The sequence below is a fragment of the Achromobacter marplatensis genome (assembly GCF_002209535.1).
Lineage (GTDB): Bacteria > Pseudomonadota > Gammaproteobacteria > Burkholderiales > Burkholderiaceae_B > Achromobacter > Achromobacter marplatensis.
This window is the reverse complement of sequence record NZ_NJIG01000012.1, coordinates 14,033-40,155: the sequence shown is the minus strand read 5'-3', so window position 1 is coordinate 40,155 and position 26,123 is coordinate 14,033. Positions and strand designations below refer to the sequence as shown.

The window sequence follows — 26,123 nt, the reverse complement described above, 5'->3', positions numbered from 1 at the left end:
TGTTCCTTGAACGAGGGGAATAAGAGATTGCCGCCGCCTCAGGCAGCGGCCGGGGGATCAACGTGGCGGATGGAGCCGGGTACGACCTGGCCCCCGAAATCGGCCAACAACGCTTGTACAAAAGGATCGACGGCCACGGCGTCTTCCGCGGCCTGCTGGCGTGCGGCGCGCTCGGCCTTCGCCACGGCATGCGCCGTGGCGTCGCCCGTGACGCCGACTTCCACGTCCAGCCGGATGCCCTGACCGAAATGTTCGCACAAGACGGTTTGCAGGCGGACCCGGCTTTCGCTTTCGGCCAGCGTCTTGACCGCTACGCGCAGGACGATTGCATCGCCCTGCACGCCGGCCCATTCGCTCTGGCGCGCCAGTTCCGCCGCCAGTCCGGTGACGGGCAGGCGCGCAGCCAGCTCGGGCCAGCCGGCGGACGTCATGTCCGTCATGCGGGCGCGCGATTGGCCTGAGCCGCCTGCGCGCTTGCGCGCCGACGCCGGGCCGTCGCGCCGGGCCGGGGCAGCCGAAATGGGTGCGGCCGACGGCGCGCTGGCCAGGGTTTCAAAGTCGTCATCGTCCGGATCGGACGTGAAGCCGCCATCCGGAACAAAGCCGCCTTCGGCTTCGAACGGGATTTCTTCGTCAACCCAGGAAGGCGGACCGCCGTCATCGGACTCGGGCGGCGCGCTGGCCAGCACGGCCGCCACCGCGGGAGTGACCGCCAGCGCCGCGGAACCGGCTGCCTTGGCGGCAGCGGCGGTATCGGGCACTACGGACGCCTCGGCCGGCAAGTCTTCCCAGGGCGGCACGCTGCCGCTTGCCGCGGCTTGCGAGGCAGAGGGGGCGGATTTGGGGTCGGCTTGGGAGTCGACTTGAGGGGCAGCTTCGAGAGCCGTCGCGGCGGGGGCCGGGGCGGCGGCTTCTACCGGCGCGGCGGGCGCGACCGGCTCCGATGCAACGGCAGGCGCCGCGGCGACGGCCGGGGCGGCAACCGACGCTGCAACCGGGGCAACCGGCGGCACGACAGCCGGGGCCAAAGCGGGCGCCACGGCGGGGGCTGGGGCTGCAGCCACGGCAGGCGCAGTCACAGCGGCGACGGCCGCTGCCGGCGCAGCGGACGCGACGGCCGGCTCCGCCACCTGGCGGGCGGGCGCGGCGGGCGCTTCCAGCGCGGTTTGCGGACCGGCATCCCCGTTGAGCGCCAGCATGCGCAGGCAGGCCATGATGAAGCCCGCGTACTCGTCCGGGGCCAGCGTCAGTTCGCTGCGGCTATGCACGGCCACCGAATAGAACAGCTGCACGGCGTCGGGATGCAAGCCGAGCGCCAGGCGGGCGATATCGGCCGCCAGCGGATCTTCGGCCGGCGTCACGCCGGTCACGCGCTGCTCGATCGCCACGCGCGAGAGCAGCACCGCCAGATCGGCCAGCGCACCGGCGTAGGACAAGCCACGGGTCGCCAGTTCGTCGGCCACCGCCAGCACGCCCTTGGCGTCGCCGGCGGACAGGGCGTCCAGCAGGCGCACCAGGTGGCGTTGGTCGATGGTGCCGAGCATGCCGCGCACGGCGTCCTCGGTCATGTTGCCGGCGCTGTAGGCGATGGCCTGATCGGTCAGGGACAGCGCATCGCGCATGGACCCCTGGGCAGCCTGCCCGATCAACCGCAAGGCCGGCACTTCGAAAGCGACTTCTTCCTGGCCCAGCACGGCCTGCAAGTGCCCGACGATGGAGTCGGCCGGCATCTGCTTCAGGTTGAACTGAAGACAGCGCGACAGCACCGTCACCGGGATCTTCTGCGGATCGGTCGTGGCCAGGATGAATTTGACGTGCGGGGGCGGCTCTTCCAGCGTCTTCAACATGGCGTTGAAGGCGTGGCCCGTCAGCATGTGCACTTCGTCGATCATGTAGACCTTGAAGCGGCCCGCGCCCGGCGAGTACACCGCCTGCTCAAGCAGCTGCGTCATCTCTTCGACGCCGCGGTTCGAGGCCGCGTCCAGTTCCAGGTAGTCGACAAAGCGCCCGGCGTCGATTTCCGTGCACGCGCGGCAGACGCCGCACGGCTTGGACGTGATGCCGGTTTCACAGTTGAGCGATTTGGCCAGGATCCGTGACAGGGTGGTCTTGCCCACGCCCCGGGTGCCGGTGAACAACCAGGCATGGTGCAGGCGTTGGGTGTCGAGCGCATGAGTCAACGCGCGCACCACGTGATCCTGTCCCACGAGGGTATCGAACGATCGCGGCCGCCACTTGCGGGCCAGTACCAGATAAGTCATGGCTGGATTGTAGAGCCTGTTTCGCGTGCTGGCTGAAATGCAAAGGGGACGGGCTTATTCCCGTGGAACGAATCCCTGGAAAATAACCCCGTCCCCCTTGAAAGCAATCGAGCGGTGGGTTGAATGACTACCCGTTGCTTTGAAGAATCCGGTTGGCGAGCCTTACTCCGGCACTGACCCTAAACGACTATGGCTGCTTCGTTCCCGACCTGACCAGGTTCACCGTCGAACCATGCGGAGGGGCCCGCCAACCGGAATTCTAGCAGAGCTGCGCTTCGCTTGCTTGCAGCCTTCCGGTTGGCGGGCCCCTGAGGGGCGGTATGTTGCCCCCTCCCCGGCCCTCCCCCCGAGGGGGAGGGAGGGATGGCTTTGCTTCGCTTGCCATTTTTGGCTCGCTTCGCTTTGCCTTGCTTGCTTGTTCGCTTCGCTTTGCTCGCTTTGCTTTGCGGGGGGCTGTCTTGGGGTGTGGGCCTCTCCCTTGGGCGCGGACCTCTCGCTTGAGCGCGGTCCTCTGGCTTCGGCGCGGTCCTCTGGCTGAGCGCGATCCTCCGGCTTGGGCACGGTCCTCTGGCTGGGCGCCGCCCTCTAGCTGGACACGGTCCTCTGGCTGGGCGCGATCCTCTGGCTGGACGCGGTCCTCGGCTTGGGCGTGGATACGTAGGATGGGTGGAGCGCGCGGGTGTCGTCTTTAGGAGGACGGGGGCGAGCGCGCGCAACCCATCATGCAGGTTGCAGACAAAATCGCTACTGCAGGTCTATCCAGGCTTTGGCTCTGGGGAAGTACAGGGCGGCTCGGGCTACGCGGCCGTCCAGGGCGGTGACCTGGGTGCAGTAGCGCAGCAGTTGCTCGCCGTGGCGCTGGCGCATGCGGGTGGCGAAGGCGGCGGGGGATTCGCCGGGGTGGGGGCGGCCGGTTTTGTAGTCGACGATCAGCCAGCCGTCTTCGGTGCTCAACGCCAGATCGATGACGGATACCTTGCCGGCGGCGTCGATCAGTGGCCATTCGCGGCGGGCGCCGGATTGGGATAGCAGCCACAGGCCGCGGTCGTCCGATAGCGTGGCCTGCAGGGTTTCCAGCACGGCTTCGGCGGCGGCGTCTGCCTGGCTGGCGGGGATGCCTGCGCGCGTCAGTTGGCGACGCATGGCGGGCAGGCGGTCGGTCAGGGCGTCGGCCGGCCATGCGTGCACGCCGTCCTGGCCGATGCGGGCGAGCCATGCGTGGGCCAGGGTGCCGATGGCGGCGTCGTAGCCGGCTTCCAGTTGCCAGGCGGGATGTTCGCTGCCGTCGCCCCAGGCGCCGCGGGCGGCGGCGCCAAAGCCGGGGCTGATGGTGATGTCGGACAGGCGCGCCAATTGCGCCAGGCCGACGCTTGCCACCCGCCGCAAAGGTTCACCCTGCCACTCCGGGCCGTCGGCGGCGTCGGGTTCGGCGTCGCCCTGCAAAGACGGCGGCACCGGTGTTTCCAGGCAGGGCCACAGGCGGCCCAGGAGGCTGGCCGCGGGCGGGGTCTTGATCTGCCCCGTGGCCTCGTCGAGCGACACGTGGCCCACCAGATGCAGACGCTTGCGCGCCCGGGTGGCCGCCACGTACAACAGCCGATCGATTTCGTACGAGGCGCGGCGCGCCTCGCGTGCGCCCAGGTAGCGCGAGACCGGGTCGGCCTCGGTTTCGGCGCGCGGCTTGACCGGGCCGAACAACACGCGGCCGCCGCTTTGCTCGAAGCGCACCAAAGGCGCCTGGTCGCCGCGCGGCGCGCGGTGCAGGCCGTACAGGATGACGGTTTCGAATTGCAGGCCCTTGGACTTGTGCATGGTCATGATCTCGACTGCGCCGTCGTCCTCGTCCGCCGCATCGGGCGCGGCGAAGAGCCTCGATATGCCTGCGTCCAGCGCTGCGGGGTCGATGCCGCCGTGCGGTGCCAGGCGTTCGACCAGCTGGAAAAGGCTTTCCGCGTCATTGGCCACCGACAGGCCGGCATACAGCGCAGGGCCGCCCAGGCGGCGCCACAGCGATTCCACCCACGCCGCGAATGGCATGGCGCCGGAGTCGTTGCGCTTGTCCAGCAAGACGGCCGCCACCTGGCGCAGGCGCTCGAATTCGTCGGCGCTGAGCAGCGCCTGCGCCGACGGGGATTCGGGTGCGGCCGGGGCCGCGTCGAACAGGGAACCCTGGGGCGCCGTATCCACCGCCGCTGGCAACGTCGGCCGCACGATGCGCAAGGCGCGCTCAAGCAGCACCGGCACCGGGGTGATGTGGTCGTCGCCGAACAGGCGCTGCAAGGACGTCAGCGTCAGGCCGCAATAGGGCGCGCGCAGCACCGACAGCCACGCCAGCCGGTCGCCGGGATGCGACAGCGCGCGCACCAATTGCACTAGATCCGCCACCACCGGTCTCAAGGCCAGCGGCACCAGGTCCACCGCGCGGCAACGGATGCCCTCCTGCGCCAGACGGCGGGTCAGGTTGCCCAGGTGGCTGCGGGCGCGCACCAGCACCGCGACTGGATGCTTGGCGCCCTTGTGGTCGGCCAATGCCTGGCGCACCAGCCCCACCGCGATGTCTTCGGCCTGCTCTTCGGCGGGCGCCGCGCCGGCGCGCGACCAGGCGGGATGGAAGCGCACCGCCGGGTCCGGCAGCGCGTCGTGGAATGCCGTGGACGGGCTGTAGGCGATTGCGCCCGCGGCGGCGTCGCTGCGCTTGGGCAACAGCGACACGAACGACCGGTTCACCCAATCGACGATACCCGCCTGCGAACGGAAGTTGTCGGTCAGGTTCAGGAAATCGGGCTGCAACTCGCCCACGCCGATATCCGCCACTTCCAGGAACAGGCCCACTTCGGCCTTGCGGAAACGGTAGATGGACTGCATGGGGTCGCCCACCAGGAACAGGCTGCGTCCATCGCCCGCCTGCCAGCCGGAGGTCAACGTGCGCAACAGGTCCAGCTGCGTCTGGCTGGTGTCCTGGAATTCGTCGATCAGCAGATGGCGGATCGACGCATCCAGCTTCAACAGCAATTCGCCCGGATCATCGGCGCTGCCCAGCGCCGAGGCCGCGCGCTGCGCGATCTCGATGAAGTCGACTTCACCCGTATCCGCGAAGCGCAGGCGCAACTGCGCCACGGCCAGCGCCAAGGTCATCAACTGGGCGCCCAGCACTTCCCACTGCGCATCAGTGAAGCGGGGTTCCGGGATGTCGCGCACGGCGTTCAGGCGGCGCACCCAGGCGGCCTGCCCGTCGGCCGCTTCCAGCCACGCCACAAAGGGTTCCTTGTGCGCGCACTTGGCCGGAAAGCCCAGGTTCTTGTTGACCGTCTTACGCAGGCTGCCGGTGCCGGTCAGCAACAGATGCGCCACCGCGCGCCACTGGTCCAGCACCTCGGCGTCCGGCGGTAGCTCTTCCGTCCAGTCCAGCAGCGCCAGCAGCTTGTTGTCGTCTTCCCCGTCCTGCAGATGGGTGGCGGCCAGCCGAGCAGGCCCGGACAGCGCTTCGGCCCAGCCATACGGCATCGCTTCGCTCAGCGCGTCCAGGTCTTCGCCGATGGCCTCGGCAAGCATGGCTTCCATGCCCGCGCGGTCGGAACCGTGACGCAGCAGCGGCAGCCATTGGTCACGTTGGCCCAGCATGTCGGCAATGGCGTCCTTGGCCGCCTGCACGTCCACGTCCAGATGCTGCAGCAGCACGCGCACGGCGTCGTACTCGTCGGCCAGATCAAGCGTGGCGCGCGCCGCGGCTTCGTAGTTTGCGCGGGCGTCATCGGTGATCTCGGGCATGCCGCCCAGTTCCGACAACCACGGCATGCTGCGCACCAGCCCCGCGCAGAAGGAATCGATGGTGCGGATGGCCAGGCGCGCCGGGTGATCCAGCAGATGCCAGCCCTGCGCTTCGTTGCGCGCCAGCGCGGCACGGGCCAGCTCCCAGCTGCGGCGTTCGTGCATGGCCTCGGGCGGCCCGTCCAGCCCGCGGCGCAGCTTGCTCAGCACGCGGGCGTGCATTTCGGACGCGGCCTTGCGCGTGAAGGTGATGGCGACGATCTCTTCCGGACGGTTCACCGTGGCCAACAGGGCCAGGATGCGGTCGGTCAGCAGTTCGGTCTTGCCCGACCCGGCGGGGGCCTGCACCAGAAACGAACGGGTGGGGTCCAGCGCGTCGGTGCGCGCGGCGTGGTCCTGCGGCAAGCGTTCTTGTTCAGCCATGCTCATGCATCCTCGTCGTCCAGATGCAAACGCAGGAACGGCAATGCATCGCAGTATTTCAAATCATCCCGGCGGTAGGCGACGTTGGTGGCCACCCCGGCCACATACTCGTCAGCCAGCGCTTCAATCGCCACGCGCCAGCGCTGCCGGATCTCGGGCCAGGACAGGCCATCGAAGAACTTGCTGTCTTCGGCCAGCGTGACGCCTGGCATGCCCAGGTCTTCGTCGGCCAGGCCTTGGGCAGCCACCTGCCGCGCGTGGATCTGCGCCAGCACCAAGCCAGCCACCTCGCCGCCCACGGCGTCCGCCAGCACCGACGCGTAGAACGGCAGCTGCACGTTCACCGGCCGGCTTCGCGACCAGTCGGGCTCGGGCTTGGCGGCGGCCACGCCCGTCTTGTAATCGACGATGACATTGCGGCCATCGGCCAGGCTGTCGATGCGGTCCAGCCGCAGTTTCAGGTTCAGCGCCCCGCGCTGCCACTGATGGTTTTTTTCAACCTGGGCGACGGTGAACGGCAGGCGCTGCGCCTCCATGTCCAGCCACGAGGCCAACACGGTCCGGGCGCGCTGGCATTCCAGCGCCTTGAGCGCGGGCGCGTAATCCTTGAGCTCGACCTCCGCGGCCTGCGCCACCGCCTGCTCCAGCAGCGCGGGCAGCCGGCCGGTGGCCAGGACCTCGTGCAGGGTTTCCTGGTCGGGCATCATGCCCCACACCAGTTCCAGCGCCTTGTGGAGGAACTGGCCGCGCACGTTCACGGTGGCGATGTCGGCATACGGCGCAAGTTCGCGGCCGCCCAAGCGGTGGCGCACGAAGGCCCACAGCGGGTTGCGCGCCTGCGTATCCAGGACGTCCAGCCCCCCGCCTCCGCGGTTTCCGGGCGCCAGCGGCGGCCCCTGGTTGTCGTCCAGCGATTCCTGCGGCAGCGCGGCCACCAGATCGGCGGCGGCCGGCGCCCAGTCCGTCAACGCGGCGGCGGCGATCAGCGGCGAGGGACGCAATTCGCGTTCGCCATCCATGTGGGCATGGCTGACGATGATGTCGGGCGCGCAGCGGCACAGCGCGGCGTACATGCCTTCGGCCCATTCGCGCTCCCGTTCGGGCGTGGCGCGCGGCGCCTTGGCCTGCCGCAGCACGGCCAAGGGCAACAGCGGGTTGGGCTTGGGCGATGCGGGCAGGACGTCGTCGGTCAAGCCCAGCATCCAGACGCCGTCCCAGTACCCTCCTTCGGCTTCCAGCAGCCCCAGCACATCCAGGCGCGCCAGCGGATCGCGCTGCGGCTGAAACGATGCGGACCGTGCCACGCTTTGCAGCAGGTTCACCGCCGCCACGCCGCCCAGCCGGCCAGCGGCCGGCGCCAGCGCCGAGAAGCTGCCCAAGGCGTCGCCCAGCGCGCCCATGACCTGATACCCGACGCTATCCAGCACGGCTTCGCCGGGAAAGCCCAACGCCGTCAGCGCCGCTTTCATGCGCAGCATCCAGATGTCGCAGGTCGCCTGGCGGCCGCCCTGCGTCCAGAGCTCCATCGCGTGGTTCCAGGCTTGCGCCAGGGCGGGCATGTCGGCCAGCAATTTCTTCCAATCCTGCGGGCCCACGTGCTGCACGGCCTGCCGGCGCCAACGTGCGTCGATCGCAGCCAGGCGCGCCCGGTCGCGCACGTCGCCGGCGCAATAGCCGGCCAGCACAGCGGCGCCCAGCACGTCCACGCTGCAGCCCTTGCCCGCGGCGCATTCGGCCAGCGCACGCAGCCACGCCAGCGCGGCGCGCGCCATCGGCCATTCATCAAGCGGCCGGCCCACCGCCACGTTGAACGCAAAAGCCGGCGCACCATCGCGGCCGGCCAGGGCCTGACTCAACACGCGCCGTGCGAACGGGGATTCGGCCTCAAGTTGCGGCGACACGATGGCGTAGCGCCCAAGCGGATTCGCCTTCAACCGGCTGGCGGCCCACGCGGCGGCGGCGCGCCATTCCGCGCCCTGATCCGCGGCCTCGAACCGCCGCGCCACGGTTTCGACCCGCTGCGCGTCGCGCCACTGCGCAACCACGGTGCCCTGCGCCTCAAACGCGTTGAGCAGCCGGCGAAAGCGCGGGGACATGTCGGTAAAACCCGCCAGCACCAGTTGGCCGGGAGTGGCGAGCCGGCCGTCCTCCAGGGCGCGCAGCACGCGCGCATACCCCTGGTTCGCGTCTTCGGCGTCGATGCCTGCGAGCGTTTGGCGGTAGCGCGCGCGCCACCGGGCAAAGCCGCGGTACTCGTCGGTGTCCGCGCCCGACGGCACGTGCAGGTCCCACTCGTCCATCAGCAGATCGGCGTCCATGGACAGGCGCGCTGCCTGGCTGGCGTCCAGCAGCACCCGCTCCGCCTCTTCCGCCCGAATGGCTTCGGTCCAGACCAGCTGCGTGGCAAAACTGTCCAGCCGGTAAGCGGGCACGTCGTCGTCCGCTTCGAAGGCCAGTTCGTTGGCGGACTCGGCCAACCACGCCGACAGTGGCAGGATGCGCGGCAATTCGCTGACTTGGCGCTCCTGGCGCAACAGGCCGGCCAGCTCCAGCGTCAAGCGGCGCGACAGCCGGTTGTTCACGGTCAGCACCAGCGTGTCGGCGGCGGGCATGGCGCCGATGTCCGGCAGCGATAGATCGGAAAAGGAAAGCGATGCGTCCTGCATGGGCACCTACAAAGCGCGTACCGACACGGCAGGCGCGGGCGACGAAAAAAACGACGGAGGAAACTCCGTCGTAGGATACCGCGAGCCGAGGGGATGGATGCGCCTAAAAGCCGCAAAGCGCGGCCAGGTTTTCCCAGTGGATCTGCATCTCGGGCGTGGTGTAGCCCCAGAACGCCAGGCCAAGCACGGCCGCCAGCGCCAGCACGCCCACGGCACGCCAGCCTCGATGGCGGCGGACGGCGGGAGGATGGGCTGGGGTCATGGACGGATCTCCGGATCGCAAGGTTCTGGCACCGGCCTCATGCCGACGCGGGGCGGGGTTCGGCGGGCGTCACCGGCTGTTCCCGCACCGGCAGGCACAGCAACGCGGCAATCACGGCCAGCGCCACGCCCAACCACCAGACCATATCGTAATTGCCCGTCTTGGCGTAGGCGTAACCGCCCAGCCAGACGCCGATGAAGCTGCCCAGCTGGTGCCCCAGGAAGACAATGCCCGACAGCGTGGCCGCATAACGCAGGCCGTAGATCTGCCCGATCAGCCCTTGAGTAAGCGGCACCGTCCCCAGCCAGAACAGGCCCATCCAGGCCGCAAAGGCGTACAGGACCCACGCCGACAAGGGCATGGCCAACAGCAGCAGAATGCCGAAGGCCCGCATGAAATACACGATCGCCAGCAAGCGCTTCTTGCTGTATTTGCCACCGAGTTTGCCCGCGTAGAACGAGCCCAGCACGTTGAACAGGCCGATCAGCGCCACGGCGGTCGCGCCCTGCCCTGGCGTCAAGCCGCCATCGGTCACATAGGCCGGCAGGTGCAGGGTGATGAAGGCGGTATGGAAACCACAGACGAAGTAGCTCCAGAACAGGAAGTGGAACGACGGATGGCGCACCGCCTGGCGCACGGCCGCGGCGAGCGACTGCTGCGGCCCCGATTGCGCTTGCGGACGCCCACGCAGGAAATAGGCGAGCGGCGCGGCGCAAGCCACGAACAGCGACAGCACCCACAGCGCACCCGGCCAGTCCATGCCGGTGATCAATGCCTGCCCGGTAGGCACCACGGCGAACTGGCCGAGCGAACCCCCGGCGCTGGCGATGCCCATCGCCGTGCTGCGGTAGGCAGGCGGCACCGCACGCGCCACCACCGGCAGGATCACCGGGAACGTGGTACCCGCCTGGCCCAGCCCGACCAGCACGCCGGCGGTCAGGTACAGCGTCGCTTCGTCCGTGGCAAAACGGGTGCCGATCATGCCCAGCATGTACAGCACCGCGCCCAGCGCGATGGTGCGCCCCGATCCGTAACGGTCGGCCAGGATGCCCATGAAAATGCAGGCGACGCCCCACACCAGGTTCTGCAAGGCGAAGGCCATTGAAAACACGTCGCGGCCCCAGCCGTGGGCCAGGCCCATCGGCTGCATGAACAGGCCAAAAGTGGCGCGCACGCCCATGGCAAGCAGCACCACAAGGGTACCCAGGATGAGGGTGCGCGTGGAAATCTTATCGGTTTGGATAGACATGAAACCCGTGTCTGGTTGTTGTATGGGTTTGCGCCCCCTCCTCGGGACGACCCGCACATCATATACAAATCGGCCGGGGCAGAACGGCAATAGCCATGCTGCCGCGTCGCGCTTTGCAGGGCTGTCACTCGGGCCTTCCCCCTACGACTAAGGTCGCATGTCCCCCGAATTGATGCGTCTCTATATTGGCCGGAGGCTCGTTCGCCAATAACGATAAGGAGACCCTCGCAATGACTTCGCCCAAAGGCGTGGTTGCCGCTGTCATGCGTCATCCCAAATATCAGGAATTGCTGCGCCGCCGCAGCCGCACCAGCTTGCTGTTCTTCGCCATCACCGGCGTGATCTACGCGGGCTTCATCCTGACCCTGGCATTCGATCCCGCATTCTTCGCCCGCCCGCTGCCCGGCATGACGATGAGCATCGGCATCTTGACCGGCATCCTCGTGGTGGGCAGCGCCGTGGTGCTGATTTCGGCTTACGTCCACATCTCCAACACGGTCTTCGACCCGCTGCTGGCCGCCATCCTCAGGGACGTCTCATGAAGCGCAAGACAGTGGGCGCCGCGTTGATCTTCGTGCTGGGCTGCGTGCTGGCGGGCTCAGCCCGCGCCGCCGCAACCGGGCAGGCCAGCACTTCCGCCATCGTCATGTTCCTGACCTTCATCGCAGGAACCATGGGCATCACCTACTGGGCCGCCAAGCGCACCCGCACCACATCGGATTTCTACACGGCAGGCGGCGGACTGACGGGCTTTCAGAACGGCTTGGCCATCGCAGGCGATTACCTTTCCGCCGCCTCGTTCCTGGGGATTGCGGGCATGGTCTACGTCAGCGGTTTCGACGGCATGATCTACGCCATCGGCTTCCTGTTCGGCTGGCCAGTGGTCATGTTCCTCATCGCCGAACGGTTGCGCAACCTGGGCCGGTACAACTTCGCGGACGTGACCTCGTTCCGCTTGGCGCAAACCCCCATGCGGGTGCTGGCGGCCAGCGCGTCGCTGCTGATCATCGCGCTGTACCTGATCGCGCAGATGGTCGGCGCGGGCAAGCTGATCGTGCTGCTGTTCGGGCTGGACTACAACATTGCGGTACTGATCGTCGGGTCGCTGATGATGATCTACGTGGCCTTCGGCGGCATGACCGCCACGACCTGGGTACAGATCATCAAGGCAGTCCTGATGCTCTTCGGCGCCACGCTGATGACCATCCTGGTGCTGGCGGCCTTTAACTACAGCCCGGATGCGCTGCTGGCGGAGGCCGCCCGCGTGCACCCGTCCGGCCTGGAACTGCTGGCGCCGGGCGCGCAGGTCAGCAGCAATCCGCTGAACGCCTTGTCGCTGGGCATCGCGCTGGCCTTCGGCACCGCCGGCCTGCCGCACATCCTGATGCGCTTCTTCACGGTGTCCAACGCCAAGGAAGCCCGCAAGTCCGTGATCTACGCCAGCGCCTTCATCGGCTACTTCTATCTGCTCACGTTCATCATCGGTTTTGGGGCGGTCGCGCTGCTGGTGCGCCACCCCGAGTATTTCTCGACGAGCCCGGACGGCGGGTTCGACATGATGAAAAACCTGATCGGCGGCACCAATATGGTCGCGGTCCACCTGGCCAACGCCGTGGGCGGCAATCTGCTGCTGGGTTTCCTGGCGGCCGTCACGTTCGCCACCATCGTGGCCGTGGTGGCCGGTCTGGCGCTGGCTGGCGCCGCAGCCATTTCGCATGACCTGTACGCCAACGTCATCGCGCGCGGCCGCGCCACGGAACACCAGCAGATGCGCATTTCGCGCCTGTCCACCATCGCCCTGGGCGTCATGGCCATTCTGCTAGGCATCGTATTCGAGAACCAGAACGTAGCGTTCATGGTGGGTCTGGCCTTCGCCATCGCCGCCAGCGCCAACTTCCCCGTGCTGGTGCTGTCGATCTCCTGGCGCGGATGCACCACGCGTGGCGCGACCATCGGCGGGTTCCTGGGCCTGACCAGCGCGACAGTCTGGGTCGTGCTCAGCCAGACCGTATGGGTGGACGTCTTGGGGTTTTCCTCGCCCGTCACGCCCTTCCCCAACCCGGGCATCCTGTCCATCCCGCTGGCGTTTTCCTCGATCTGGCTGTTCTCGAAACTGGACCGCAGCCCGCGCGCCCGGCAAGAAGCCGAGGCCTTCGACGCCCTCACCGTCCGCAGCCAGACCGGTATCGGCGCCACCACCGCCGTCGGCCATTAACGTTCAGAGGACCCATCCATGAAACCCATCCGCGACCTCTATCCCGTGCCCGAGGGCTTTGCCGGCCCGCATACGATCACGCAGGAACACTACGAAAACCTTTACGCGGCATCACACCGCGATCCGGACGCCTTCTGGGCCCACGCCGCGCAGCGCCTGCAGTGGCATCGCGCCCCGACGCAAATCCGGGACGTCAGCTTCGCCGCCGAAGACTTCCATATCCGCTGGTACGCCGACGGGGAGTTGAACGTCAGCGTCAACTGCCTGGATCGCCACCTTGAGACCCTCGGCGAAAAGGCCGCGCTGATCTGGGAACCGGACGACCCCGGCACCCCTTCGCGGCGCATCAGCTACCGCGAATTGCACGCGATGGTCTGCAAGATGGGCAATGCGCTGCGACGCATCGGCATTGGCCGCGGCGACCGCGTCACGATCTACATGCCGATGATCGTGGACACCGTGGCCGCCATGCTGGCCTGCGCGCGCATCGGCGCCGTGCATAACGTCGTGTTCGGCGGATTCGCGCCGGCCTCCATCGCCGACCGCGTGCGCGACTGCGGCGCCCGCGCCATCATCACCGCCGACGAAGGCCGGCGGGCTGGCCGCGCCATTGCGCTGAAAGCCAATGTGGACGCCGCGATGAAGATGCCGGGCATGGAGGGCGTGCGCAACGTGCTGGTGGTCAGGCATACGGGCGCGCCCGTCGACATGACGGCCGAACGCGACTATTGGCTGGACCGCCTGATGGACCGGGAAACCGAAGAATGCGTCCCCGAACTCATGAACGCCGAAGACCCGCTTTTCATCCTCCATACCTCGGGCAGCACCGGCAAGCCCAAGGGGATGCTGCACACGACCGGCGGTTACCTCGTCTATGCCGCCTACACGCATGCCGCCATCTTCGACATCCGGGACAGCGATGTCTTCTGGTGCACGGCGGACGTGGGCTGGATCACGGGCCACAGCTACATCGTGTACGGACCGCTGGCCAATGGCGCCACGACGGTCGTCTTTGAAGGCGTGCCCAGCTACCCGGACGCCTCACGCTTCTGGCACGTCATCGACAAGCACGAGGTCAGCATCTTCTACACCGCGCCCACGGCCATCCGCGCCCTGATGCGCGAGGGCCTCGAGCCCGTCCTCCGCACCTCCCGGAAGTCGCTGCGCCTGCTGGGCACCGTGGGTGAACCCATCAACCCCGAGGCCTGGCGCTGGTATCACGATGTCGTGGGAGAGGGCCGCTGTCCCATCGTGGACACCTGGTGGCAGACGGAAACAGGCGGCATCCTGATTGCGCCCATTCCCGGCGCCAAGGCCTGCAAGCCGGGCTCGGCCAGCATGCCCTTTTTCGGCATCCGGCCGGAGCTGGTCGATGTGCAGACGGGCGAAGTGATAGAAGGCCCCGGCGAAGGCAACCTGTTCATCCGCGACTCGTGGCCTGGGCAGGCGCGCACCGTCTACGGCGACGACCGGCGCTACGTTGAAAGTTGCTTCAAGGACTATCCCGGCATGTACTTCACGGGCGACAGTTGCCGCCGCGATGCCGATGGCGACTACTGGGTCACCGGCCGCGTGGACGACGTGTTGAACGTCAGCGGACACCGCTTAGGCACCGCCGAACTGGAAAGCGCGCTGGTATCGCACCCGAAGGTGGCCGAAGCGGCGGCGGTGGGCTTTTCCCACGACATCAAGGGCCAGGGCATTTACGTGTATGTCACGCTGAAAGCGGGTCTGGAAGCGTCCGACACCCTGCGCCAGGAACTGGTGGCCCACGTACGCCGCGAAATCGGCCCCATCGCGACGCCCGACCATCTGCAATGGGCGCCCGCCCTGCCCAAGACGCGTTCGGGCAAGATCATGCGCCGCATCCTGCGCAAGATCGCCGAGAACAATGTCGACGACCTGGGCGACATCACCACGCTGGCCGATCCCTCGGTCGTGCAAGCACTGGTGCAGGAACGGGGTATGGCATGATCGGCCATGCCCGTATTCCTGATTGCCGATGACCACCCGCTGTATATCGACGCCCTGCGCGGGCTGATCGGCCGCTTATACCCGAACGCCGTCATCCGCGATGCCGAAGAGATCAGCGTGCTTTACGGCCTGGTCCAGGCCAAACCGCACGCTGATCTGCTGTTGCTGGACCTGAACATGCCTGGCGCCACGGGCTTCGACACGTTGACGCAGGTACTCCGCCTGCGGCCGCAATTGCCGGTTGCCATCGTGTCGGCGCATGACGACCCGCTGCTGATGCGCCGCGCGATCGATCATGGCGCGATGGGTTTCATTCCAAAGTCGGCCAACGCCGACACCATCGGCCGGGCCCTGCGCCATGTGCTGAGCGGCGGCATATGGCTGCCCTTTGATGACGATAAGGCTGGTCGCACCTGCCCCGAAGACAGGCAGCTGGCCGCAAGGCTATGCGAGCTGACGCCGCAGCAATACCGGGTCCTGCGGATGGTGGGCGCGGGGCTGCTCAACAAGCAGATCGCGCATGAGCTGAACGTGGCGGAAGCCACGGTCAAAACGCACATGACCGCCGTGATGCGCAAACTTGGCGTCTCCAACCGGACACAGGCGGTGCTGATCGCGCGGCGGCTGGGCTTGACCGACTGGGCTTGAACCCCTGAGGCCGAATACTTGGCGTCAGGTCGCATCCGGCCCCAACCGAAGCCCCAGCCATTGCTTCCGAATATAGTTGATATTATCAACTAACTGACCGAAAATGGGATTTTCCCCACGGCAGGTAGGCCATGATTCTGCAAACTCCGCTGACCCGATTGCTGGGCACGCGTTATCCCATCATCCAGGGCGGCATGAGCTGGGCATCGTCCAACGCGGCGCTTGCGCTGGCGGTTTCCCGTGCGGGCGGGCTGGGCGTCATCGCCGCCGGCCCGATGTATCCCGAGGCCCTGCTTGCCGCCGTGCGCGAAGTACGCCGCGGCACCGACGCGCCGTTCGCCGTCAACATCCCGCTGTACAACAAGCGTGCCCAGGAACACATGGACATTGCCATTGCGGAAGGCGTGCCGGTCATCATCGCGTCTCAGGGCGGACCGCAAAAGCATATCGGCCGCGCACGCGAGGCGGGCATCAAATGGCTGCAAGTGGTGGCCAGCCCGCTGCATGCCGAGAAAGCGCAGGCGGCGGGCGTGGACGCGGTCATCGCGGTGGGCCTGGAAGCCGGGGGGCATCCAGGACCAGACGAAATCGGCCTGCAGGTCCTGCTGCGCGCCACGGTGCGCCGCGTGTCCCTGCCGGTGGTGGCCGCGGGCGGCATTGCCGACGGCGCGGGCATTGCCGCGGCCCTGTGCCTGGGCGCGGCCGGGGCACAATTGGGCACCCGTTTCCTGCTGACACCCGAGGCCGGCGTGCATGCCGACTACAAGGCGGCGGTTCTGGCTGCCGGCGTGGCCGACACGACGCTGGTGGGCCGCGGAAGGTCGCCGGTGCGGATGTTGCGCAATACGTTTGCCCGCCGATATCTGGCGGCCGAGCGCGGCAGCGACGATGCCGCATTGGACGCGCTGTTCGCCGTCAGTTCACTGAAACAGGCGGCCCACGACGGCGACGTGGAAGGCGGCAAAGTCGAAGCCGGACAAAGCGCCGGATTGATCGACAGCCTGCAACCGGCAGGCCTTCTGGTTGCGCAGTTGATGGATGAAACGCGGCAGGCGCTTGCCAGTGCTGCGGCACTGGCGGGCTGAAAAAGAGGAGGCCGCCCGAGAGGGCGGCTTCGATTGCAAGACGTCGTCGTCGCGCCTACTTTTTCATCAGGCCGGCCGACTCCACCAGCTTCTTCATCGCAAGCTGGTCTTTCTCCACGAAAGCCGTCGCTTCGGCCGGCGTCATGTTCCACAAATCCACGCCCTGCGCCTGCATCAGCTTGCCGTACTCGGCATCCGCATTCACGCGGCCCATGGCATCGTTCAGCCGCTGCAACACGTCGGCCGGCGTCCCTTTGGGCGCGGCCAGGCTGTACCACGACGCAGACTCCGCCCCCGTTACACCAGACTCCGCAAGCGTGGGTACATCCGGCAACAGCGGCGAACGTTTGCCGTTGGCGTAGGCCAATGCCTTGAGGCGCCCGCTACGGATGAACTGCAGGCTGGCGGCCAGGTTGAGCACGGCGATGTCCACCTGCCCGCCCACCAGGTCATTGATGGCCGGCGCCGCGCCGCTGTACGGAATGTGCACGATATCCACGCCTGCCCGCTCACGGAACAGTTCGGCGCCCAGATGCGGGGAACTGCCCGGCCCGGCGGACGCGTAATTGATCTTGCCGGGATCCTTGCGCGCCATTGCCACCAGGTCGGCAACGCTGGCGGCATTCAGCGTGGGACGCGCGACAAGCATGTTCGGCTGGTTGGCCACGATGGACACAAAGGCGAAATCCTTGATGCCGTCGTAGGACGTGCGCTGCATCAGCGGCGTCACCACATGCGCGGCCGACGTGCCCAGCAACAGGGTGTAGCCGTCGGGCTTGGCGCGCGCCACGAAGTTCGCACCGATCGCCGCGCCTCCGCCCGCCTTGTTCTCCACGATCACCGGCTTGCCCAGCTGTTTCTCCAGCTCGCGCGCCAATGCGCGGCCCAGCACATCGGCGGGGCCGCCGGCGGCATAGGGATTGACCAGCGTGATCGGCTGGGACGGATACGGGTCAGCGGCCACCGCGGTGGCGCAAACTGCCCCGGCGGCCAGGCCGCACAGCAGGCGTCGATAAGCAAACAGACGCTTTAAAGTCTTCATGGGTTGTCTCCTGCAGGTTTGTTTTTTTGGTGTGACGATGAAATGCCTAGATCGCGCCCTCCGCGCGTAATGCTTGAATCTCCGTATCCGACAGGCCCAGCGTTGACCTCAGCACACTGTCGGTGTGTTCGCCCAGCAGCGGAGGGCGATCCAGGCGCGGATCTTCATATCCCTTGAACTTGAACGGCACAGGCACGGCGCCGAAGCGGCCGATGGCGGGATGCTCGTAGCTGGACACCATGCCGCGCGCCAGCACGTGTTCGTTGTGCAGGATTTCCTCCACATCCAGGATCGGCCCGGCTGGCACGCCCAAGGCATCGCAACGCCGGCAGAGTTCGTCGCGCGTCAGCCGCCGTGCGGCAGCGGCCAGGCCGGCCATGACTTCATCGCGCCGCGCCACCCGCACGGCATTGCGCGCCAGTTCTGGGTCATCGGCCCATTGCGGCAGGTCCAGCGCATCGCACAAGGGTTTCCAGTGCTGGTCGCTGCCGGTGATCTGCACCCAGCGCCCATCGCCGCATTCGAACGCGGCCGACGGCACGCGCCCGGGATGCTCGGTGCCCAGCCGTTGCGGCACTTCACCCAATGCGAAGTAGCGCGCCGCCGCCAACGACAACAGGCCGACCTGCCCGTCCAGCATCGAAAAGTCGATGTGGCAACCTTGCCCCGAGCGCGCCCTGCCCACCAAGGCGGACAGGATGCCGATGGCCGCCCACAGACCCGAGGTCAGGTCCGCCACCGGAAGGCCCGGTTTGACGGGGCCGCCGCCACGTTCGCCCGTCAGGCTCATGATGCCGCCCATCGCCTGGAACACCGTGTCGTATCCCTTGCGGGGCGCATACGGGCCGGTCATGCCGAAGCCCGTGCACGAAAAATAGACCAGGCCCGGATTGCCGGGCGCGATCGTGTCGCGGTCCAGCCCGTACTTGGCCAGGGTGCCCACCGGAAAATTCTCCACCACCACGTCGCAAGTCTCGGCCAGCCGGCGGATCAGCGCCTGGCCAGCGGGCTTGCGGAAGTTCACGGTGATGGATTGCTTGCTGCGGTTGAAGGCCAGGTAATAGGCAGACTCCGTCCCCCCCTCGCCCTGCACCTGCGGTTCAAACCCCCGGGTTTCATCGCCCGCGCCGGGTTGTTCGACCTTGATCACGGTGGCGCCCAATTCCGCCAGGATCATCGAGGCGAACGGGCAAGCCAGCACCCGCGACAGATCCAGGATGGTCACGCCATCCAGCGGCCTCATCGCGCGGCTCCCTGGCGAAACCCGCGCATGATCACATTGGCGTCGCGCCCGACGCCAAGCGCCTCGGCCAGGCCCAGGTCCGCGGCACGGTGGAAGGCGCGCTTGGTCAGCCCCATCGCTGCGGGCTCCCAGCCCGCCAGCCGCCCGGCCATCGCCAAGGCCGCGTCCAGCACGTCGGCGGCGGGCACGACACGATTGGCGATACCCAACTGCAACGCGCGCGCACCATCGATGGGTTCGGCCATCGCCACCAATTCAAAGGCGTGCTTGCGTCCCACCTGTCGCACCAGATTCGCCATCACGACGGCGGCCACGATGCCATGGCGCAGTTCGGGATAGCCAAATCGCACGTCCTCGGCCATGACGGTGAGGTCGCAGGCCAACGCCAGGCCGGCGCCGCCGCCCAGCGCATTGCCGTGCACAGCGCCCACGACGGGTTTGGTCATGCGCGAGAACACCAGGTGCAGGTCGGTCGTCAGGTCTGCGCGGGCCAGGACCGCCTCGGGCTGTTCCGGGGTCAGGCCCGAGAACTCCGTGGTGTCCGCGCCGGCGCAGAAGGACTTGCCGTTGCCGGTCAGTACGACGGCGCGCACCGCCGTCTCCCGTTCGGCTTGCGACAACGCGTCCAGCAACGCCGTGGTCAGGGCCGTGTTCAGCGCGTTGTGCTTTTCGGGGCGATTCAGGCGCAGCAGACGCACGGCGCCCTGGTTTTCGACGATCAGTTCGGGCATGGCGCAAATCCTCTTGAATAGTGATCAGGCATTTGATTGATTTAATCAACAACATAGGTAAAAAAAAGGGCGCCCAGCAGGCGCCACGCATTCACCGCGGCTGCACCCCACGGCCTCGACGGGCAGGCACCTCGGCCTTGAATTCATTCAGCATTTCCAGCGCATGGGCCGTCAGCTTGTCCAGCATCCGTTCCATCTCGTCGCGCTCGGCGGGCGACAGGACGGAAAGCATGGCCTCGTTGCGCTGCACGGCGGCGGGGAACATTTCTTCATACAACGCACGCCCGGTCCGCGTCAGGTCCAGGCTGACGCCGCGGCCGTCCTGGCTATCAGCGCTGCGGCAGATCAGCCCGCGTTCAATCAGCTCGGACACCGTGCGGCTGGCCTGGCTCTTGTCGATGTTGGCCTCGCGCGCCACGGCGTTGAGCGACATGTCGGGCGCCGCGCCCAGCAGCGCGATAATCCGCCACTCTCGCGGCCCGACGCCGTAACGGCTTTCGTTCAAACCCGCCGCGATGCGGCTGGACACATAGGCCAGGCGATTCAGCCGGTACGAGAACAGCTCCTTCAAGGCGGTCGGCTGGTCGCGCGCGGAGGAGGCAGACTTGTGTGCGTTCAGGGATGCCATGGCTGGGCTCTGCAAAGATGAGGAAAAAGCATATGGGCGCGCCAGGCGCCCTCCTGGCCGCATGATATACAAATGCGGCTCGCCCCTGTCATGGTGCGCCCGGCGCTTGCCGCGCGCCTGGAATCAGCGGATTCAGGCCGCTTAACGCAACCCGGCTATGCAGCGGCCGCCCCAGCGTTTGCTGGCAGAACTGCGAGACCTCGTCCATCGCATCCAGGTCCAGGCCCGTGCGCACGCCCATGGATTCAAACAGGCTGACCAGGTCTTCCGTTGCCACGTTGCCCGTATGGCCGCCGCCATACCGGACCTTGGCCGGATGCCCGCCGACACCGCCGAACGCGCAATCGAAATGCCGCACGCCGGCCTCCAGGGCGGACACGTAGTTCACGAGCCCAGTCCCCCGCGTATCGTGAAAATGCGCAACCGGCGTCAATTGGGGAAACGCGCTTGCCATGCGGCGATACAGGTCGCGCACAGCCGAGGGCGTTGCCATGCCGGTGGTGTCGCCCAGCGTGACGATGCCCACGCCCAACTGCGCGAACCGCCCTACGTCTTCCAGCACGGAGTCCGGATCCACCGCGCCTTCGAAGGGGCATCCGAACGCGACCGAAATCGTGCCGACCATCCGCAAGCGGCCATTGGCCAGACCCGCCATTTCCGCGATGTTTTCCCACTGCGCGGCGCGCTCGCGCTTCAGGTTGCGCAGCGAATGCGACGCGCTGGCCGACACCAGCAGGCTGATCTCGTTGGCGCCGATACCCGCATCCTGATCCGCCAGCGCGCGCTGCACGGCGCGGGCATTGGCGCAGGTCGCCTTGTACCAGACGCCCGCGCGGCGCGGCAGCATGGCCAGCAGTTCGCTGGCGTCGGCAAACTGCGGCACGACTTTGGGATTGGAATAGGACGTCGCTTCCACCCGCTCGAATCCCATGCGCGCAAAGCGGTCGATCAAGTCCGACTTGATCGCCGTGCCGATGAATTCGGGCTCGTGCTGCAAACCGTCGCGGGCGAAGCATTCGCACAGCACCACATCGCGCGCGCTCATGCGATTTGCTCCAGGCCGAACAATGCGATCGCATGCGCGCGCAGCTTGTTCTTCTGCACTTTGGAACTGCCCGTCATGCCGATGTGCTCAAAGCTGTCGACCACGGCCACATGGCGCGGCACCTTGTAGTTGGCGCAGCGTTGCTTGCACCAGGCGGTCAACTCATCGGCGGTGCACTCGCGCCCGTCTTTCAACAGCACGAAGGCCGCAGGCACTTCGCCCAGGCGCGCGTCGGGCACGCCCACCACTTGCGCCATGCGTACGGCGGGATGCGCATGCAGCACTTCCTCCACTTCAGCTGGCGCGACGTTTTCGCCGCCGACGCGGAACATGTCCTTCAATCTGCCCACCATGCGCAGGCGCCCTGCCGCGTCCATTTCGCCCCGGTCGCCGGTGCTTAGCCACCCGTCTTCGCTCAGGGCGCGCGCGGTCGCCTCCGGCATGTTGTAGTAGCCCTTCATGACGCTCCAGCCACGCGCCTGGATTTCGCCTGCCTCGCCGACGGCCACCGGCACCCCCGTGCCCGGATCCACCACCCGCACTTCCATGCCCGGATGCGGCAGCGCCCAGCCCGCGGCACGCAGCACAAACGGATCGTCGTGGGACGACAGCGTGATGTTGGGAGACGCCTCGGATTGGCCATAGGCGTTGCACATGCCTGCGACGCCCATGACGTCGCGGATCTTCTGCATCACCTGCGGCCCTGCGGCCGCCCAGCCGCCGCGCAAATGAATCCGCGAGCGGTCGAAATCGGGATGACCCATCAGCATCAGGAAGATCGTGTCGTTGCCGGAAGTCAGCGTGCAGCGCTCGGCATCCAGCATTTGCAGCGCATCCGCCACCTCGAACTTGGGCAGCGTCAGCAAGCAGCACCCCGTCACCAGGCTGACCAGGATCGACAAGGTAGTGCCGGCCACGTGAAAGTACGGCCGGATGCTGAAATAGCGGTCATCGGCGTTGACGCCGATACGCTGCGCCGCCGCCCACGCGTTGGTCAACATGTTGGCATGCGTCAACATCACGCCCTTGGGAAACGAGGTCGTTCCAGAGGTGTACTGGATCAGCAGCACATCGTCAGGCGTCACCGCCTGCACGCAAGCCTGCAACTGCGCATCGTCCACCGCATTTCCCGCAGCCAGGAAGTCATGCCAGCTTCGCGCCCCCGGCGGACACCGGTCTCCCAACACCACGACTTGGCGCAGGCGAGGCAGGCGCTCGCCCGGCAAGCCATTGGCGCGGTCCAGCGCCGGTTCCACCTGGCTTAGCAGCGCCAGGAAATCGATGCCCAGGAACGTGTCCGCCGTAAGCAGCAGCTTCACGTCCGCCTGCTTCAGGCAGAACTCCAGCTCCTCGGTCTTGAAGCGCGTATTAACCGGCACCGTGACGGCGCCCAACATCGCGCAGGCATAGAAGATCTGCACCCACATGCCGCTATTGCCCAGCAACACGCCAACGTGGTCGCCATGCCGCACGCCTGCGGCGTGCAGGGCCCGCGCAATGTGTCGTGCCTGGTCGCACATCGTGCGCCAGTCATGCCGTTCGCCCGGCGCAACAAACGCCTGCGCGTGCGGGCGTTCAAGCGCCACCCGCTCCAATGCCTGAGACAACGTAATCGGAGCGGCGATCATGCGCGGTCCCCTTTGTCCGATGCGCCGAACCCGGCAATTGCCTGACGCCAATCCGTGCCGCGCAGATTCTCTTCGATCGCCAGCAGCTCAATCGCCATGGCGCCTTCTCGCGTGGTGGCCAGACCTTGATCGATGCTGCGTTTGGTCAGTCTGACCGTCAAGGGCGAGGCGCCCGCGATCTTCTTCGCCATTTCAAGCGCTTCCCGCGGCAAGGCGTCCGGTGCATGCACCTGATTCACCAAGCCGATCTCGCAGGCTTCGGCCGCATCGAAGCGGCGGCCGGTGAACAGCAGTTCCTTGGCCTTGCGGGCCCCAGCAATGCGCGGCAACCGCTGCGTGGCGCCCACGGTGCCCCACCCCACTTCGGGGTAGCAGAAAATCGCGTCGGACGAAGCCAGCACGAAATCACACGCCGCAGCGATCTCGCAGCCCGACCCGAATGCCGGCCCCTGCACAACGGCGATCACGGGCTGCGGCATGCGCTCGATCGCGCCATAGGCGGCAAACCCCTGCACGCGCCGGGCGGTCATCTCCGACGTGCTCATGGTCTTGCGCTCTTTCAGATCGGCGCCGGCGCAGAACGCCACCCCGGCCGCCTGGATCAGCACCACATTGACAGCGGAGTCCGCAGCCAGCAAGCCCATGGCCTGCACCAGCTCGGCGCACATCAACGAGTTCAGCGCGTTTCGGCTATCGGGTCGGTTCAGCGTCACCGTGGCGACACGGTCCTGCACGTCCAGCAAGATCGTGTGAAAAGTCGGGGTCATGCCTGCTCCTGAATGTTCTAGGTATTGAGCGACTTTACGGCATATAGTTGATTTAATCCACTACTTTTTCAGGAGGCATTTCGCGTCATTGGGTCCGGGCGAGTACCGCCCAGACGGACCGATTTATCGCTTTGGGCGCAAGCCCCGCCGCCTCTGCTAGACTTGCGCCCTGTCAGCGGTCTGGATTTACCTTGATTAGTGATACACTCCGCCCGGGTGTTTCCCTGCAATATCAAGGCACTAGAGAAGAAATTCGCCTCCACGCGACCGCTTCGACGCCCAAGTTTTGACCGTCTCGCCGTAGTTAAATGGATATAACCGGCCCCTCCTAAGGGTCAATTGGTGGTTCGATTCCACCCGGCGAGGCCAACCCCGGCTTCGGTTCCGACGCCGCACCTTCCCCCCGAAATGCCGCACGTTCAGCCAGATGAGGGTTAATCCGGGCTACGCTCTTGCGCGCCGCGCAGTTAGCTTCTCATGTCGCGTCTTGTGACGAATTGAATCTGCGTCAATACGTCACCGTTATTTTTTTCAGCGATGATAGCGAATCGTCTTGCGCGCAACTTGATGTGCTGTTTAAATTCGACGCGTAAGCCCCTAATTCCTCTGGATTTTTTTGAACCGACGAAACGCCGGCTTAAGAAATATTTCTTCACAGACTGACAAGCCTGCTCAAACCATGGCATTTTCCTGGAAACGTGCAATTGCGAACGCGGTAGCGCCGGCGGCGCTGGCGATGTGCGCGCTCCTCGTCCCCCCGGCCGCGCTGGCCGCGAAGAATTCTGACCCCTGCAAGACGAACGCCAAGTCGGCGGCTTGCAAGGCGCAACAAGCCAAGAAGGCGCCCGCCCCGAAGGCCGGCTCGGGCAAGAGCGCGGCCGGCAAGCAGGCCGCCCCGGCCGCCAAGAAAGCCGCGCCGGCAGCTAAGAAGGGCTCGCCCCAGTCCTCGTCCACCGCCAAGAAGGCGCCGCCCAAGGGCGGCAAGCAGGTGGCCGCCAAAGGCACGCCGCCCAAGAAGGGTGCCGCGGCCGGCAAGAACGGCACGCCGAACAAGGCCGGACGCGGGCAGCGCACCGCAGCGGCGGTATCCGCCGCCATGCCGCCGCCCGCCGTCTCCGTGCGCGCCGAAGCCGCCGCGCTGCGTTCCAGCACCGCCTACGTGCAAGACCTGGAAACGTCGACCGTCCTGTTTGCCAAGAACGAAAACGTCGTGCGCCCCATCGCGTCCATCTCCAAGCTGATGACCGCGGTCGTCGTCGTGGACGCCAACCTGCCGATGGATGAAATGCTGGAGATCACCGACGAGGATGTCGACGGTCTGAAGCACACCACGTCGCGCCTGCGCGTGGGCACCAAGCTGTCGCGCGGCGACATGCTGCACCTGGCGCTGATGTCGTCCGAGAACCGCGCCGCCAACGCGCTGGGCCGCCACTACCCCGGCGGCTTGCCCGCTTTCGTGGCCGCCATGAATGCCAAGGCGCTGTCGCTGGGCATGAGCAGCACGCACTTCATCGAGCCGACGGGCCTGTCCAGCAACAACGTGTCTTCGCCGCATGATCTGGCCCGCCTGCTGCGTGCAGCCTCGCAGCGCCCGCTGATCCACCGCTACTCGACCGATACCGAGTACGACGTTGAGATCAACAACCGCACGCAGACCTTCCGCAACACCAACCTGCTGGTGCGCAAGCCCGACTGGGACATCAAGGTGTCCAAGACCGGCTACATCAACGAAGCAGGCGAATGCCTGGTGATGCTGGCCCGCATCAATGGCCGCGACCTCGCCATCGTGCTGCTGGATTCGCAAGGCAAGCTGTCGCGCATCGGTGACGCCGTGCGCATCCGCCGCATCGTGCAAAGCGAAGTGGCGCTGGCCTCGATCCAGCCAGGCGGTTGAACGCTGGCCCCTCGCCAATGAAAAAAGGCCCGATCCGATCGGGCCTTTTTCTTTGGGTGGCGGTCTGACGTTACGCGGCAACCGGCCGCTTCACGCGTAGCGGTTTCGCGTCGTACAACGACGCCGGCAACCCTTCCAGCACGGCTTGCGGATTCAAGGACCGGATCGGCACCGCCGCGTCCAGCGGAATCCGGCCTTCAGCCTGCAGCAGCTGATAGCGCAGGCAGCACACGCGCAGGAACGATGTGAAGTTGGCGGCCTCGCCGCGGTATTCGATCAGCTCGTCGTACAGGCGTTCGATCAGTTGCGTGACGCGCATGTTGTCGCGCCCGGCGATCTCTTCCAGGACCTGCCAAAACAATTGCTCCAGCCGCAAGCTGGTCGCCACGCCGTGCAGGCGCAGCGAACGGGTTTCGGGCGCGTAGGACTGCTCGCTCGCGCGGATGAAGATTTCACACATGAGAGCTCCGGTGCCAGGGGGCAAGGCGGCCGCCGTGGTGGCACGCCAGGACCACTGTACGACGTTTGGTGCACCGCCCGCAAGGCACCGGACTCCCTCGCCGCGTCCTGCGCCACCCGGCTGCGGCCCCGTCA

General features: G+C 66.8%; 19 protein-coding genes, 1 tRNA gene and 1 other RNA gene. 7 read left to right on the top strand and 14 right to left on the bottom strand.

What is annotated here, in order from left to right; translation table 11 throughout:
* Window positions 1–38 precede the first annotated feature (38 nt).
* From CEY09_RS23720 to CEY09_RS23700, 6 genes are all read right to left on the bottom strand, one after another.
* On the bottom strand, window positions 39–2,261 hold the full coding sequence (locus CEY09_RS23720; RefSeq protein ID WP_088590498.1) for a DNA polymerase III subunit gamma/tau: 2,223 nt from the start codon (window positions 2,259–2,261) through the stop codon (window positions 39–41).
* Between the two features lie 151 nt (window positions 2,262–2,412).
* An RNA gene (ffs, locus tag CEY09_RS23715) (signal recognition particle sRNA small type) lies at window positions 2,413–2,510 on the bottom strand.
* 495 nt (window positions 2,511–3,005) lie between these two features.
* Complete coding sequence (locus tag CEY09_RS23710; RefSeq protein ID WP_088590497.1) at window positions 3,006–6,452, bottom strand: UvrD-helicase domain-containing protein; 3,447 nt, start codon at window positions 6,450–6,452, stop codon at window positions 3,006–3,008.
* A gap of 2 nt (window positions 6,453–6,454) precedes the next feature.
* Complete coding sequence (locus tag CEY09_RS23705) at window positions 6,455–9,118, bottom strand: PD-(D/E)XK nuclease family protein (protein WP_088590496.1); 2,664 nt, start codon at window positions 9,116–9,118, stop codon at window positions 6,455–6,457.
* 103 nt (window positions 9,119–9,221) lie between these two features.
* Window positions 9,222–9,380, bottom strand: a complete 159-nt coding sequence (locus CEY09_RS32330) for a hypothetical protein (RefSeq protein ID WP_006222851.1) — start codon at window positions 9,378–9,380, stop codon at window positions 9,222–9,224.
* Window positions 9,381–9,417: 37 nt separating this feature from the next.
* Window positions 9,418–10,629 (bottom strand): MFS transporter, encoded by a 1,212-nt coding sequence (locus CEY09_RS23700; RefSeq protein ID WP_006222850.1) that lies wholly within the window; start codon window positions 10,627–10,629, stop codon window positions 9,418–9,420.
* Between the two features lie 230 nt (window positions 10,630–10,859).
* Here CEY09_RS23700 and CEY09_RS23695 point away from each other — a divergent pair, with 230 nt between their 5' ends.
* From CEY09_RS23695 to CEY09_RS23675, 5 genes are all read left to right on the top strand, one after another.
* Window positions 10,860–11,171 (top strand): DUF485 domain-containing protein, encoded by a 312-nt coding sequence (locus CEY09_RS23695; RefSeq protein WP_088590495.1) that lies wholly within the window; start codon window positions 10,860–10,862, stop codon window positions 11,169–11,171.
* The gene (gene actP, locus CEY09_RS23690; RefSeq protein WP_088590494.1) at window positions 11,168–12,844 is read left to right on the top strand and encodes a cation/acetate symporter ActP; all 1,677 of its coding nucleotides are present in this window, start codon (window positions 11,168–11,170) and stop codon (window positions 12,842–12,844) included. The genes CEY09_RS23695 and actP overlap by 4 nt, the downstream gene beginning before the upstream one ends.
* A gap of 18 nt (window positions 12,845–12,862) precedes the next feature.
* Window positions 12,863–14,818, top strand: coding sequence for an acetate--CoA ligase (gene acs / locus CEY09_RS23685; protein ID WP_088590493.1), 1,956 nt, complete (start codon window positions 12,863–12,865; stop codon window positions 14,816–14,818).
* 6 nt (window positions 14,819–14,824) lie between these two features.
* Entirely contained in the window at window positions 14,825–15,466 is a 642-nt protein-coding gene (locus tag CEY09_RS23680; RefSeq protein ID WP_088590492.1) for a response regulator transcription factor, read from the top strand.
* A 131-nt stretch (window positions 15,467–15,597) separates the two neighbouring features.
* The gene (locus CEY09_RS23675) at window positions 15,598–16,551 is read left to right on the top strand and encodes an NAD(P)H-dependent flavin oxidoreductase (protein WP_088590491.1); all 954 of its coding nucleotides are present in this window, start codon (window positions 15,598–15,600) and stop codon (window positions 16,549–16,551) included.
* A gap of 55 nt (window positions 16,552–16,606) precedes the next feature.
* On the opposite strand, the gene CEY09_RS23670 is transcribed toward CEY09_RS23675, so the two are convergent.
* From CEY09_RS23670 to CEY09_RS23640, 7 genes are all read right to left on the bottom strand, one after another.
* Window positions 16,607–17,593 (bottom strand): Bug family tripartite tricarboxylate transporter substrate binding protein, encoded by a 987-nt coding sequence (locus tag CEY09_RS23670; protein WP_088590490.1) that lies wholly within the window; start codon window positions 17,591–17,593, stop codon window positions 16,607–16,609.
* A 46-nt stretch (window positions 17,594–17,639) separates the two neighbouring features.
* Window positions 17,640–18,836: a CaiB/BaiF CoA transferase family protein gene (locus tag CEY09_RS23665; protein ID WP_088590489.1), complete on the bottom strand. Its 1,197-nt coding sequence runs from the start codon at window positions 18,834–18,836 to the stop codon at window positions 17,640–17,642.
* On the bottom strand, window positions 18,833–19,567 hold the full coding sequence (locus CEY09_RS23660) for an enoyl-CoA hydratase/isomerase family protein (protein ID WP_088590488.1): 735 nt from the start codon (window positions 19,565–19,567) through the stop codon (window positions 18,833–18,835). Before CEY09_RS23660 ends, CEY09_RS23665 begins: the two co-directional genes overlap by 4 nt.
* A gap of 91 nt (window positions 19,568–19,658) precedes the next feature.
* A complete protein-coding gene (locus CEY09_RS23655; RefSeq protein WP_006222840.1) occupies window positions 19,659–20,195 on the bottom strand; it encodes a MarR family winged helix-turn-helix transcriptional regulator in 537 nt (178 codons plus the stop codon).
* A gap of 88 nt (window positions 20,196–20,283) precedes the next feature.
* Window positions 20,284–21,240, bottom strand: coding sequence for a hydroxymethylglutaryl-CoA lyase (locus CEY09_RS23650; protein ID WP_088590487.1), 957 nt, complete (start codon window positions 21,238–21,240; stop codon window positions 20,284–20,286).
* Complete coding sequence (locus tag CEY09_RS23645) at window positions 21,237–22,868, bottom strand: AMP-binding protein (RefSeq protein ID WP_175216790.1); 1,632 nt, start codon at window positions 22,866–22,868, stop codon at window positions 21,237–21,239. The genes CEY09_RS23650 and CEY09_RS23645 overlap by 4 nt, the downstream gene beginning before the upstream one ends.
* Window positions 22,865–23,635: an enoyl-CoA hydratase/isomerase family protein gene (locus CEY09_RS23640; protein WP_088590486.1), complete on the bottom strand. Its 771-nt coding sequence runs from the start codon at window positions 23,633–23,635 to the stop codon at window positions 22,865–22,867. Before CEY09_RS23640 ends, CEY09_RS23645 begins: the two co-directional genes overlap by 4 nt.
* A 294-nt stretch (window positions 23,636–23,929) precedes the next feature.
* Between CEY09_RS23640 and CEY09_RS23635 the strand changes: the two genes are divergently transcribed.
* Both CEY09_RS23635 and pbpG read left to right on the top strand, forming a co-directional pair.
* Window positions 23,930–24,004 (top strand) — tRNA-Arg (locus CEY09_RS23635).
* Between the two features lie 310 nt (window positions 24,005–24,314).
* Window positions 24,315–25,529 carry a D-alanyl-D-alanine endopeptidase gene (gene pbpG / locus CEY09_RS23630; RefSeq protein ID WP_167390151.1) on the top strand — a complete coding sequence of 405 codons (1,215 nt, stop codon included), beginning with the start codon at window positions 24,315–24,317 and terminating at the stop codon, window positions 25,527–25,529.
* Between the two features lie 70 nt (window positions 25,530–25,599).
* Here pbpG and CEY09_RS23625 read toward each other — a convergent pair whose 3' ends face one another.
* Complete coding sequence (locus CEY09_RS23625) at window positions 25,600–25,989, bottom strand: ribbon-helix-helix domain-containing protein (RefSeq protein WP_006222834.1); 390 nt, start codon at window positions 25,987–25,989, stop codon at window positions 25,600–25,602.
* Window positions 25,990–26,123 lie beyond the last annotated feature (134 nt).